The organism is Oceanospirillum sp., from assembly GCF_048265165.1.
Lineage (GTDB): Bacteria > Pseudomonadota > Gammaproteobacteria > Pseudomonadales > Halomonadaceae > Oceanospirillum.
Genome location: NZ_JBLXCD010000001.1, coordinates 815,780 through 828,183 on the forward strand (window position 1 = coordinate 815,780; position 12,404 = coordinate 828,183).

Consider the following 12,404-nt stretch of genomic DNA (forward strand, 5'->3'; position numbering starts at 1 on the left):
TGAATCGAGCCTAGTGCTCAACAAAAACCCGGGCTTGCCCGGGTTTTTTTATAGCTGCCAAACTCATCAGGTCTTTACCGGTAACCAAACAAGATACGGCTCAATACCGAAAGCCCCTTCAGAAAGAATGCCGGGCTTTTACCAGTAGCTGATTCCACTGACGGGCATAGCCTTCCAAAAGATCTGGTTGCGAGTCAGCACAACTCTGATCAATCACCAGCGTCACCGTCTCTCCATCCAACTCAGTCTGATTGCGAGGGTGGCTACGGGCAATCAAAGCATCTTCTGTTTTATAAACCCAATAACTTTTAGCGGGGTCTATTGTCATGTACGCGGATGAGCCAAAGCGGGTATCCACTAAAAAACTGTCGGCCCCCTCAGCAATAGAAACACCAAAAGCAAACCAGGTTTCGGGTTTCAAATCATGCACGCTGGGCTTGGCACGCTGAGCTGCATCAATAGCACTGAAACGACCGGAAAGCCGATCAAGTGCAACCCGGGACTCCGCTCCCAGCAAAACAGCAATCCCTTTCCATTTCAGAAACTCAGCATCCAGCTGCCACTGATCACCGTGAATGCGATAGTTTTGCAACGAACATTCAGGAAAACGGGTCACCGAAGCCAGATACCAAGCATCCCCCAGGGCCTCAAACTCCAGCCGGGCGATGGGCTGTTCACTGTTAAAGCGGGAGTACACATAAAAGGGTGCAATAAATGACCCAAGCACAAGCAATACAAGCACCAAAGGCCAGATTCGCCACAGCTGAAACAGACGCCTGATCAGCGATACCTTAGTCTTATTTCCTTTCCTCGTAGCCGCCATAGGAGTTCCCTTTTATAGTTATTGCACCTGAACAATCAGAATTATTCACCCACCAGCCAACGCACATCTGCAACCGCTGTCTTACCCAGCATCGCTTCAGCCAGCGCCGTAAGGCATTCTGATAACTGCTCATCCAGCTGAAAAGGAGGATTCACAATCATCATACCACTGCCAATCATACCGAAAGTCTCATCCTGCCCAGCCTCACGGCTGATCTCTGCAACCAAAATGCGACGAATGCCGCTACGTTCAAAGCTGTCCAGCATCATCTGACTTTTATCCGCAACCAACATCGGATACCAAAGAGCATATACGCCTGTAGGCCAACGTTTATAAGCCGCTTTGATACTTTTCAACGCCTTCATATAATCAGTTTTGATCTCATAGGAAGGGTCCATCAGCACCACACCACGACGTGGCTCCGGTGGTACGATACCCGGCAACCCTTCAAAGCCATCGCGATGATGAATCGCCGTATCCGGCCAGCGTGACGCCTTGCGTTTTAAGACACTGGTTTCATTATTATGCAGCTCCATCAGTTGCAGCTTGTCACCGGCACGTTGAAAGTGGTGAGCAATTGCCGGAGAGCCTGGGTAGCGTGCCAATATGCCAGATGAATTATAGCCTTTGATCAGCTCACGATAACTCTCGGGCAGCATGGGGTGCTCCAGAACTTTCAGAATTCCCTCCGCTGCTTCACCGGTTTTTACCGCTTCATCGCTCAACAAGTCATAATCAACACCACCAGAATGGGTATCAATATAAGAATATGGCTTCGCTTTTTTGTGCATTGACTGAAAAATAAGCGCCATAGTCAGGTGCTTAATCACATCGGCATGATTTCCCGCGTGGTAAGCGTGACGGTAACTGAGCATATAAAAACCTTTGGTCAGGAAGTTGGGGGATGCAGATATCTCTGCTCAATAGCGCATTGTAGCACTGGCTCTATTTACGCGCCTAACAATGCCCAGGAGTGCCGATATGAGTGCCGCTCATAGCATGCTGAAAATCAGTGGCTTGACTCACGAAAAGATCACTATATGATGCGCCTACGTTTCGAGCTGGGGAAGACAGGTGAAAGTCCTGCGCTGCCCCCGCAACGGTAAAGGATCGCGGCAAAAGCCGGATCTGAGCCCGGTTACCAGCTCAAAACGCTTTGGAGTTTTTCCTGACTCCCGAGTATTTACGGTGTTGCGGAGGGCGACACCGGTGTGACTCATGCCTTATCCTTTTACGGACAATGCCACTGTTGCGCCTGCCCTCCCTCACGCTTATCCATTGCGCTGAGGATTGTGTTTTACCATGAAGAAAATTATTCTGGCTACCGCTGTTTCTGCTGCCCTATCTCCTGTTGCTTTTGCTGCAGACCCTATGACCATCGTCATCACTGCCAGCCGCACCGAGCAGGCTCAGGCGGATACAGTGTCATCCGTTACCGTCATTACGAAAGAAGATCTCAAACAGCAACAGCCGAAAAGTGTGACCGAAGCACTGGCAGCAACTCCCGGTATTCAGATTCGCTCTAATGGTGGATACGGACAGGAAAGCAGCCTTTTCCTGCGCGGCATCAGTCAGGATCGCATGCTTGTTTTAGTTGATGGCGTTCAGATTGGCAGTGCAACACTGGGTGAGGTCAGCCTTCACCACCTGCCGGTTGATCAGATAGAGCGTATCGAAGTTGTACGCGGCGCCCGTTCCAGCCTGTATGGTGCCAACGCCATTGGTGGTGTGATTCAGATCTTCACCAAACAACAGAAACAGGAACACAGTCACGCCGAGATCGCCCTTAGCGGAGGCAGCAATAATACTCAACAAGGTGCTATCAGCATTAGCCACAGCGATGGTCAAAGCCAGCTCAGAGCTAATATCAGCCACTTCACCACAGATGGCTTTGATATTAAGCCTGACCAGGCAGACCTGGGTGCTGACGATGATGGCTATACCAATAGCGCTGTAAAACTGGATGCAGAGCACAAGGTCGGCAAACATACCTTCCTGGCAGGTATGCAGTACACCACCGGTGAAAATGACTATGACCGCGCATACCTTGGTTATGATGCTGATCAGGGTAAATCCATCTATACCAATGATGCGGTCAATGAGTTTGTTTACTCCAGCTTCTACGCCGGCATCGAATCCGAGTTATCTGATAATCTGACGCTGAATGCAAAAGCCAGCCACTACAAAGACGATAACCAAACCGTTCTGGCAGGGGAAGATCAGAACAGTTTTATTACCAAGACCGAAAAGCTTGAGCTGCAGGCAACTCATTATTTTGATAATGAGCTGCTTCTGGTGGCCGGTTTTGACTATAAAAAAGATGATGTTTCTGATTCCACACAGAATTACGACGAAGACACCCGGGACAACAAAGCACTGTTCGCACTTCTGGAAAAGAGTGGTGAAAAATACCAGGCGGCTCTGTCCGCGCGTATTGATGACAACGAAGCCTTTGGTAGCTTCAGCACCTATGGTATCGATGCCAACTACCAGCTAGCACCCAAGGTAAAAATCACCGCGGGCTTCGCCACCGCGTTTCTTGTCCCGACCTTCAACGACATGTACTGGCCTAACCAGGGTAACCCTGACCTTGATCCAGAAACGTCAAACACCGCAACTCTGGGTCTGAACTTTAAGCCTGAGAGCCATCTGAGTTTTGACATTAACCTCTACCAAACCCAGCTGGACGATATGATTGCCTGGGCACCAGATGCAGACGGTAACTGGAAGCCAAGTAATGTTGATAGCGTCAAGATCACAGGTGCCGAACTGATTGCCAATGCAGACCTGGGCAATACGCAACTGACGTTTAATGCCAACCTGTTGGATACAGAAGATAAACAAGAGAAAAAACAGCTGATTTACCGGGCCAAGCAAACAGCAAATCTGCGTGTTAATCATACCTTGAACCAGCTGACATTAGGCTTTGATGCTCAGTTTACCGGCGAACGGTACACCGATGCACAAAACACCGATAAACTGGGTGGATTTACCCTGTATAATCTGGACGCACGATACCTGTTCAGCCCTCAGCTGGACCTGTCTGCCAGCATCAAAAACCTTACGGACAAGGATTATGTCAGCACAAAAGGTTATGCAACCGCAGGTCGCACGGTATTCGGCACATTCCGCTACCGCTTTTAATTCACTGAAGCTTTAAACAAGACCCACCGGAGATCCCATGACTGATCGTGATACCCGCCATAAAAAGGCGATGCAGAAACGCAAAGAGATAGTCGATGCTAAAGTTGCCAAGGCAACGGAAGAGCGTGGCATCGTGATTGTCATTACCGGCAACGGCAAAGGTAAAACGACCTCCGCATGGGGCACGGTAGCCCGCAGCCTGGGTTACGGCTACAAAGTAGCGGTGACCCAGTTTATCAAAGGCACTTGGGACTGTGGTGAGCGTGATATCTTTGAAGGTAACCCGAATCTGACCGTTCATGTGATGGGCACCGGCTTTACCTGGGAAACCCAGGACCGTGAGCTGGATAAAAAAGCCTGCCGTGCAGCCTGGGAGCAAACACTGCCCCACCTGCAGGATGACGCGGTACATCTGGTGGTACTGGACGAGATCACCTATATGCTGAAGTACGGCTATCTGGAGATTGAAGAGGTGCTGGACGCACTGAAAAATCGCCCGGAGCAGCAGTCCGTTATTCTGACCGGTCGGGCCGCCCACCGAGACCTGATCGAATATGCCGATACCGTATCGGAAGTGCGTGATGAAAAGCATGCCTTTAACGCCGGTATCAAAGCTCAGAAAGGCATTGACTGGTAATCAGAAAGGCATTGACTGGTAAGAAGGGTAATCTCCTCACCCGACAGATAAAAGCCCGCAGGCAGCTGAACATCAGCGATCTGCGGGCTTTTTCTTTCTGTCACGTTCTGTCTATCGCGTTGCCATTAAGGCACAGCCACCGGAACCTATAAGGCTAACCGATACACTGACCGTTATCGGGCTGCTTTTAAACTATCTGCAATCAGAAATGCCAGTTCAAGGGACTGATCCGCATTAAGACGCGGGTCGCAGAAAGTATGGTAACGGTCACCCAAATCATCTTCACTGATCTTAAAACGTCCGCCAATGCATTCCGTTACATTTCGGCCTGTCATTTCCAAATGCACACCACCGGCATGGGTTCCCTCAGCTTTATGAATCGCGAAGAAACCACTCACTTCGCCCAGAACTGAGTCCACATCACGGGTTTTATAGCCCGTGGATGCCTTGATCGTGTTACCGTGCATCGGATCACTGCTCCAAACCACATTACGACCTTCCGCTTCAACTTTACGGATCAGTGCCGGCAGGTGATCACCAATCTTGTCTGCCCCCATGCGCACAATCACATTCATACGACCGGCTTCATTATCAGGGTTAATCGCATCCAGCAGGCGGATAAAGTCATCAGGGTCCGTCGTGGGGCCTGCTTTAACCCCAATAGGATTTCTCACGCCCCGGCAATATTCCACATGGGCACCATCCAGTTGACGAGTGCGATCACCAATCCAAAGCATATGAGCCGAGCAGCCATACCAACCACCGGTCAGACTATCCTGACGGGTCAGAGCCTGTTCATAGGGCAGTAGCAGTGCTTCGTGGGCGGTATAGAAACGGGTTTCGTTGATGCTTGGCGTGTTTTGCGGGCTGATGCCACAGGCCTGCATAAAGGCCAGTGTCTCATCAATACGCTCAGCCAGATCATGGTAACGCTCCGATGCCGGACTCTTGCTGACAAAATCCCGGTTCCACTGATGCACCTTATGCAGATCCGCCATTCCGCCCCGGGAAAACGCACGCAGCAGATTCAGTGTAGAAGCCGCCTGATTATACGCCTTCACCATACGGGCAGGGTCAGGTACACGGGCAGTCTCAGTGAAGGCATTATCGTTAATAATATCACCACGGTAAGACGGCAGAGTAACGCCATCCAACGTCTCCGTATCCGAAGAACGGGGTTTCGCAAACTGACCGGCCATACGACCCACTTTAACCACAGGGCTCTGACCGCCAAAGGTCAGTACCACTGCCATCTGCAGCAACACCATAAAGGTATCGCGGATATGGTTAGCGGAAAATTCATCAAAGCTCTCCGCACAATCACCGCCCTGCAACAAAAAGGCGCGGCCAGCGGCAACATCCGCCAGTTCAGCCTGAAGCTGACGGGCTTCTCCGGCAAAAACCAACGGCGGCAAGCCAGCCAACTCCTGCTCAACATTGTGTAGTGCGCCCTGATCCGGATAATTCGGCATTTGTCGCGCGGTTTTCTCTCTCCAGGATGCCGGTGTCCAGATGGTATTACTCATAACGATTCCATTTATTCTCTGCATATAGCGACCTGCTCTCAGACAAAACAGGCCAACCTTAGGGTAATGTATAACAGTCTGATTATTCTGATGAATCCCTTTGACATTACTATGTCACCGTCCCGAGGGGAACCCCGAAGACCGCAATACAGAGCCTTAAAAGCAAAAAATAAATATCAGCTCCATTTGTCGCCGCTGTCATTTGCCTTTTCCCTTTGACCTTCGTACCCTACGGCCCCCGATCAGCCCTCAGGATCGTACCGTTAACGCACCAGGCAGAACACGCAATGAAACACAGGCCAGCTAACACCGTTATCGTATTGGATTTCGAAACCACAGGCTTATCCCCAAATCAGGGAGACAGAGCGATAGAGATCGGAGCGGTTCGGGTTGAAGGTGGCCAGATCAAAGAGCGCTTTCAGCGCTTAATGTATCCGGGCCGACGCATCAGTGGCTTTATTGAGAGCTATACGGGCATTAGCAATCAGATGCTGGAAGATGCAGAACCCGCCAGCAAAGTGATGGCAGAGTTTGCCGACTTTATCGAAGACTTTAACCTTGTAGCCCACAACGCGTCTTTTGACAGTAAGTTCTTGGTCAGCGAGCTTGCTCGTAATAATCATAACAGCACATATCTGTTCGCCTGCTCCATGCTGATCGCCCGTCGCCTTTATCAGGATGCCCCCAATCATAAACTGGGCACTCTGGTGCGCTTTAAGAGTCTCCCCACAGATGGCACCTTTCACCGGGCTCTGGCCGATGCCGAAATGACAACGCATCTTTGGCTGGCCATACTGGAAGATATAAATACCCGCTACGGTATCGATCGGGCGGATTTCGCCCTGATGCAGAAACTGGGCAAAACCGCTAAACACAGCAGCCATCAGTTTTTGTTGAAAAGTGCTATAACCGACTGATACAGCCCGCCTTATTCTTTTCAAAGATAAGAAAAACCCTATTATCAATTTTTTTTTGATAATAAATCAAACAGAACACTGTTTATCAAAAAAAAAGATCCGCCTACCATAAACGGCATACCGAAAAGAGCTAGCGCACCCCCAAGGTGTACCCACTATCTGCTATGCGGGCTAAAAGAGGGCGATAGCTTTTCACTATTGTTTAGGATAAACGCAATGACACACTCTATTATCAAAGACCTGAAACAGCGCTACACCGTTAAACGTTACGATCACACAAAGCGCATACCCCAACAGGAACTTGAGGTAATTTATGAAGCGATCGGCCTTTCCGCATCATCGATCAACTCACAACCTTGGAAGTTTATTGTGATCGAAAGCGACGCTGCTAAAGAGCGGATGCACAGCACATTTAAAAATATGTACCAGTTTAACCAGCCTCATATTAAAGCGGCTTCACATATCATTTTATTTGCCTACAACCCCCGCTACACCCGTGAAGACTACGCACAGGTTATCGACAAAGACATTGCGGTAGGCCGAACCGCACCAGAGAATCGCGAACAAGCATTCGGCGCCTTTGCATTTGCTGAATCGAATACGGATGAATCCGGTGATACCTCAGCCTGGACAAAGGCTCAAACTTATCTGGCCCTTGGCAACACCCTGCATGTGCTTGCACGGCTTGGTATCGACTCAACGCCTATGGAAGGCGTGGATTCCACACTGATTAGTGAAGAGTTCAAAGAAGAGCTGGGAGGCTACGGTTGTGATGTCGCCCTGGCCATGGGCTACCATGATCCAAGTGAAGACTACAATGCGAAATTACCAAAATCCCGTCTTGATTTAGATTCAGTTCTGAAGGTTCTGTAGCTCTCTCAGAGAAAGGAAAATTCCAGAATCTGAGACACCCATACGAAAATTTGGGACACCCATAATTTCACCCGTGCTTAGAGCGCAGGTCAGGTGCCTGGCTTTGATCGGGTTGAACTATAGGTGTCCCTTATCTATTGATTATTTACTATTAGAAGAGGGTGCACGCTGGCTGATATTTATAACTTTTTAATCAACATAAACAGTTGATTGATCATTGGCTCAGCAAATTGCTCTACATTAGGACGATTAAAATAACCGCGCAAACCTGTAAATTGCACCTGAAAAAAGCGCGCATATTCAACAGCGGTTAATGTATTACTTAATTCACCCTTATTTATTGCTTGCTCAAAAAGTTGCGTTAAATAGGCTTCAAATTGCGCCATTAAATCTAAGCTCAACTCATATAATTTTGAGTCTTTTTCAGCAAACTCACTGTTTGCTTTAACCAGCATACAAATAGCGCTTGGGCTGCAACCTTTTGTTTTAATTATCACGTTCTCTACAAATGCACGTAACCCACCAAGCACCGTATCGGCAGTTGATAAGAAACCCTCTATTTGGGTTTTCATTTGTGCGGTGTAATCTTTCAGCGATTCACAATATAGCCCTTCTTTAGAGCCAAACGCCGAGTAAATACTACCCGGGCGCATATTAACGGCCTCCTGCAAGTCACGCGTTGAGGTTGCATGGAAACCTTTCTGCCAAAACAGCTGACTAGCAACGCGAACTACATTTTCGCGTTCAAACTTAACCTTATTAGCCATGTCGCTCTCAATCAATTTGAACATTCGCTCAATTTTAACTTGAGCAATCGCTCAAAATCAAATACTCTGTGTCTCGAAGCTACTTAAAACGATTAATCATTAGGAGCCAATCATGGCCGAATTTACTTTATACACTCAAGAAAACGCACCAGAAGAAGCAAAACCGCTACTGGCGGATTCAGTAGCAGGGTTTGGTATGCTTCCTAACCTGCATGCAGTAATGGCTGAAGCGCCAACACTGCTTAAAGGTTACCAGGTACTGCATGATCTGTTTCAAAAAACATCATTCAATGCAGAAGAGCTAACAGTAGTATGGCAATCAATTAACGTAGAGCACGACTGCCATTATTGTGTTCCTGCTCACAGCGGTATTGCAGCGGCAATGAAGGTTGATCAAGGTATTGTTGATGCACTTGTAAACAAAACACCACTTGAAAACCCTAAGTTAGAAACGCTTCGTGAAACAACACTTGCCATGACACGTGAACGTGGTGTAATCAGCGATGAGCAAATCGAAAAGTTCTTTGCAGCAGGTTATGGCAATCAGCAATTGCTTGAAATCATTCTTGGTTTATCTCAAAAAGTAATGAGTAATTACACTAACCATCTTGCAGATACACCGGTAGATGAAGCATTTAAAAAGTTTGTAAAATAAATTACGGCTTTTAAATACTGATATATCAAAAAGGCAGCCTAGGCTGCCTTTTTTATGTGAATCTTTGGGGTATCTATTAATTTTCGGAGAATAACCCCATAAGACGACTTAAACCCATTTTGGTTTAGCTAAACTACGGATGTCCTTTATTTCCGTGATTACTGCATATTTTTATGGGGCGGCATCTTCTCTAATAAGCTAGCCGTTGGCAGCTCTACGTCTTCAGATACCCAAAAATCAACTTCAGGGTCAAGGCCTGAGAAGAGTTCAGCAATTTGGCCTGACGAATCAAAAACATCAATAGAGATGCCGCTCCCCATGCCGAGAGATTCTGTTACGTAGTAATAATAGCTACCACTATTAAAAAAGGTCCGCTGCATGCCGATGCGGCCTAAACGAGCAAAGTGCTGATAAAAAGGTGCCTCTGGAGTAGCGGTCTTTTCAAGATCAACTGTGCCAATTTTCCCGTAACGGTAAATAATATTATCGCCATCAATACACAGCGATAAAATATTTTGCGTGGGCGTAATAGTTACGCCTTTTTCACTGCGGTGAATTTTTTTAACTCTGGAGTTTAAGTAAGCTACTTCAGAAGATTTGCAGTGAGAAGGTGGTAAGCTCGATCGCCTCTCTGTTACCTTTTTTTCTGCCTCTTGAGCGCTGCCAGTAGCATCTACGACTTGAGCAGGCTGCCTCGGTTTAGCGGTTTGTTTATCTTGAGCATGGACGGCTACATGTGGCTCAACTTGATCGGGTTTACCTTGTGAACACGCTGCAAGCAAACCAGAACAGCCAAGCAAAAACAGACAAAGGAGATAGCGCATTAATAAACCTCTTGAGTAATATAAAATATTTAACGAGCCTGCCACGGGCGGATGTTTTTTAACTGATCAGCCAAAGCTTCTTCTGCAATCTCAGTATCATAGGCCACCTGCAAACGCAGCCAGTAACCATTAGACAGGCCAAAAAACCGGCACAATCTAAGATCAGTATCTGCGGTTATCGACCGCTTACCGGCGATAATTTGACCGATCCGCTGAGCAGGCACACCAATCTCCTTCGCCAACCGGTACTGAGAAATACCCATCGGCTCAAGAAACTCTTCTTTTAGTAACTCGCCCGGCGTTACAGGATCGAGATCACGCATAAACGACCTCCTAGTGATAATCGACAATTTCAACATCTTCAGCCCCTGCCTTCGTCCAGCGGAAGCATATCCGAAACTGCTTATTAATTCGGATACTGTACTGACCGGAACGGTTTCCATACAGCGGCTCCAGCATATTACCGGGGGGCACTTTGAGATCATTCAGCTGATCGGCAACTTCAAGCTGGCGGAGCTTTCACAAAGCAACACGCTCGAAATTGATAAACCGCCTTACGCGGTGACCACCGGCCAGTTTTTCTGTGTCCTTACATTTGAACGATGCTTTCATGACCTGATAATAGCGCAGCGCGTTAATAACGCAAGGCGTTACTATTAATTTGCAGCAGGCGATGTAAAAGTACACCTCTATGAAAGCGCATGAATTTGATGCCAAATTTGAAAGTGACGACGACATTCTGGGTGACCTGGATTTGTCGCAAGCCAAGCGCCCTATGCAGAAGCAAAAACGGGTAAATGTTGATTTCCGCGTGGATGTTAGAGTCACTGGATAAAGAAGCTAGTCGGGTTGGTGTTACCCGTCAGTCGATTATTAAAATCTGGCTGGCTGAAAGACTGGAAAAACGCGGACAGATCCAGCTTTTCAGCTTTTTTATAAAAACAGAGGTAGTGCAGAGCATGCTCAAAAGTACCGGACTGCAACTGATCCTGATAATTGATCACTATCATCGACGTTTGGTTGTAGTGCTTGAACCGAGCCATCACCGCCTCCTGCGTTTCAAAACCCGATCAGAGCATAGTTCGGGAGGTTTTTCTACAGCCTGAACGTCTCATTCAGAGGCAATAAAATAGCTGGTTAAAATTAGCGAGGCACGAGCAAAAACCAGCTGTTTTTTGTCCTGCTGAAATGACTTGTTATGCATCGATTCTACTGAACCCAAATTTATATTCACTTGGATGTAGCCCTACTAAATATATTTTGATGCCAGCTTTCTTTAACGACAAATTTGACAACAAACTGTTTTTTAGCCAATTCGGTGTTTTTTCTGAAATATAAACTGCATTTATGCAGTCTGGTGAGTAATAATGCTTCCCACCTTTCTCAGATATAAACCTAACTTCATTTTCATAGCTCCAGCTTTGCTCCTTTTTAGTAAACGCACTAAGTATTTCTAAAGAAAAATCTCGGCTATCATCAATAGTTGACTGCATGAAGGTTTTCATTTTTACGGTTGGCAATTTACCGTCTGTTGCATACTTTACTTGAGAAGTAGCCAGCTCAATATTGGCATTGCTCTCAATAGAGGTTTTGAGTTTTTCAAAATCATATTCAACGCAGAGCCCCTTAAACCCATTAGCATAGTGAGACCACATAAGCATATTATTTAGTGGAGCGGGATGTTCGTGACTATCTTTAGCCAATGATAATGAAAGAATTTTAAAGTCATTTTTATGTTCATCATAAAAAGACTCAATAATCTCAATTGCTTTCGCGTCAACGTAATCTGAAAAACTAGTACCAGTGTCTGCTTCATAATCTTTTCTATACACACTAGCTTCGACTTCAGGGGAGATTTCTTTTTTCGGCTGTTTCGCATAAACAGATGCTAGAAATTTTTCACGAAAATCATCATCGATACCTGCATCGTCAAAAGATGCGTAACCTTCATAAGGATCATTTAAATCAGATAGACCTGAAAACCACATAAAGTTTTCAAATAGAGCATCAAGGTCATTTTCGTTCCCGCTTCTAAATTTAAACACTCTTATATTTTTTCGGTTCACGCCAATATTCCATTAGATGCATAACGAGCCTGTAGAAAAACCTGTTTCTAACCCGTTTTTCCCGCCAACAGCTCGCTCTCTGTTGTTAATTGTCAATGACTGGTTTTTATCGGCCATCGTTTGTTTATTCTATGTTTTCCTGCCTTTTTAAGCTTTGGCTGCCTGTAAGCTC

The 12,404-nt window shown here is 46.8% G+C and carries 15 protein-coding genes and 1 riboswitch; of the genes, 6 read left to right on the forward strand and 9 right to left on the reverse strand.

Going from position 1 to position 12,404, the window contains the following annotated elements; genetic code table 11:
* Positions 1-118 precede the first annotated feature (118 nt).
* Together ACN0R8_RS03560 and ACN0R8_RS03565 are read right to left on the reverse strand one after the other, a co-directional pair.
* Complete coding sequence (locus tag ACN0R8_RS03560) at positions 119-823, reverse strand: hypothetical protein (protein ID WP_417595137.1); 705 nt, start codon at positions 821-823, stop codon at positions 119-121.
* Between the two features lie 41 nt (positions 824-864).
* Entirely contained in the window at positions 865-1,698 is an 834-nt protein-coding gene (locus ACN0R8_RS03565; protein WP_417595139.1) for a 23S rRNA (adenine(2030)-N(6))-methyltransferase RlmJ, read from the reverse strand.
* A 151-nt stretch (positions 1,699-1,849) separates the two neighbouring features.
* A riboswitch (cobalamin riboswitch) is annotated at positions 1,850-1,988 on the forward strand.
* Positions 1,989-2,125: 137 nt separating this feature from the next.
* Between ACN0R8_RS03565 and ACN0R8_RS03570 the strand changes: the two genes are divergently transcribed.
* Both ACN0R8_RS03570 and cobO read left to right on the forward strand, forming a co-directional pair.
* Entirely contained in the window at positions 2,126-3,967 is a 1,842-nt protein-coding gene (locus ACN0R8_RS03570; RefSeq protein WP_417595141.1) for a TonB-dependent receptor domain-containing protein, read from the forward strand.
* Between the two features lie 37 nt (positions 3,968-4,004).
* Positions 4,005-4,604: a cob(I)yrinic acid a,c-diamide adenosyltransferase gene (gene cobO, locus ACN0R8_RS03575; protein WP_417595143.1), complete on the forward strand. Its 600-nt coding sequence runs from the start codon at positions 4,005-4,007 to the stop codon at positions 4,602-4,604.
* A gap of 173 nt (positions 4,605-4,777) precedes the next feature.
* On the opposite strand, the gene ACN0R8_RS03580 is transcribed toward cobO, so the two are convergent.
* Entirely contained in the window at positions 4,778-6,130 is a 1,353-nt protein-coding gene (locus tag ACN0R8_RS03580) for a class II 3-deoxy-7-phosphoheptulonate synthase (protein ID WP_078319187.1), read from the reverse strand.
* A gap of 287 nt (positions 6,131-6,417) precedes the next feature.
* Between ACN0R8_RS03580 and ACN0R8_RS03585 the strand changes: the two genes are divergently transcribed.
* On the forward strand, positions 6,418-7,047 hold the full coding sequence (locus ACN0R8_RS03585; RefSeq protein WP_417595145.1) for a PolC-type DNA polymerase III: 630 nt from the start codon (positions 6,418-6,420) through the stop codon (positions 7,045-7,047).
* A gap of 216 nt (positions 7,048-7,263) precedes the next feature.
* Positions 7,264-7,920, forward strand: a complete 657-nt coding sequence (locus tag ACN0R8_RS03590) for a nitroreductase family protein (protein ID WP_417595147.1) — start codon at positions 7,264-7,266, stop codon at positions 7,918-7,920.
* Positions 7,921-8,099: 179 nt separating this feature from the next.
* Here the strand turns inward: ACN0R8_RS03590 and ACN0R8_RS03595 are convergent, their stop codons facing one another.
* Positions 8,100-8,687, reverse strand: coding sequence for a TetR/AcrR family transcriptional regulator (locus ACN0R8_RS03595; protein WP_417595149.1), 588 nt, complete (start codon positions 8,685-8,687; stop codon positions 8,100-8,102).
* A gap of 112 nt (positions 8,688-8,799) precedes the next feature.
* Here ACN0R8_RS03595 and ACN0R8_RS03600 point away from each other — a divergent pair, with 112 nt between their 5' ends.
* Complete coding sequence (locus tag ACN0R8_RS03600) at positions 8,800-9,342, forward strand: carboxymuconolactone decarboxylase family protein (RefSeq protein ID WP_417595151.1); 543 nt, start codon at positions 8,800-8,802, stop codon at positions 9,340-9,342.
* Positions 9,343-9,500: 158 nt separating this feature from the next.
* Here the strand turns inward: ACN0R8_RS03600 and ACN0R8_RS03605 are convergent, their stop codons facing one another.
* Genes ACN0R8_RS03605 through ACN0R8_RS03615 form a run of 3 tightly spaced genes read right to left on the reverse strand, consistent with a single transcriptional unit; the run spans position 9,501 to position 10,625 of the window.
* Complete coding sequence (locus ACN0R8_RS03605; protein WP_417595153.1) at positions 9,501-10,166, reverse strand: hypothetical protein; 666 nt, start codon at positions 10,164-10,166, stop codon at positions 9,501-9,503.
* 29 nt (positions 10,167-10,195) lie between these two features.
* Positions 10,196-10,489: a HigA family addiction module antitoxin gene (locus ACN0R8_RS03610; protein ID WP_417595155.1), complete on the reverse strand. Its 294-nt coding sequence runs from the start codon at positions 10,487-10,489 to the stop codon at positions 10,196-10,198.
* Between the two features lie 10 nt (positions 10,490-10,499).
* Complete coding sequence (locus ACN0R8_RS03615) at positions 10,500-10,625, reverse strand: type II toxin-antitoxin system RelE/ParE family toxin (protein WP_417595186.1); 126 nt, start codon at positions 10,623-10,625, stop codon at positions 10,500-10,502.
* A 232-nt stretch (positions 10,626-10,857) separates the two neighbouring features.
* Here ACN0R8_RS03615 and ACN0R8_RS03620 point away from each other — a divergent pair, with 232 nt between their 5' ends.
* Positions 10,858-11,001, forward strand: coding sequence for a hypothetical protein (locus ACN0R8_RS03620; protein ID WP_417595157.1), 144 nt, complete (start codon positions 10,858-10,860; stop codon positions 10,999-11,001).
* Here ACN0R8_RS03620 and ACN0R8_RS03625 read toward each other — a convergent pair.
* Complete coding sequence (locus ACN0R8_RS03625) at positions 10,991-11,209, reverse strand: transposase (protein WP_417595159.1); 219 nt, start codon at positions 11,207-11,209, stop codon at positions 10,991-10,993. The two genes, ACN0R8_RS03620 and ACN0R8_RS03625, sit on opposite strands and share 11 nt — an antisense overlap.
* Positions 11,210-11,362: 153 nt before the next feature.
* Entirely contained in the window at positions 11,363-12,232 is an 870-nt protein-coding gene (locus ACN0R8_RS03630) for a DUF2971 domain-containing protein (RefSeq protein ID WP_417595161.1), read from the reverse strand.
* Positions 12,233-12,404 lie beyond the last annotated feature (172 nt).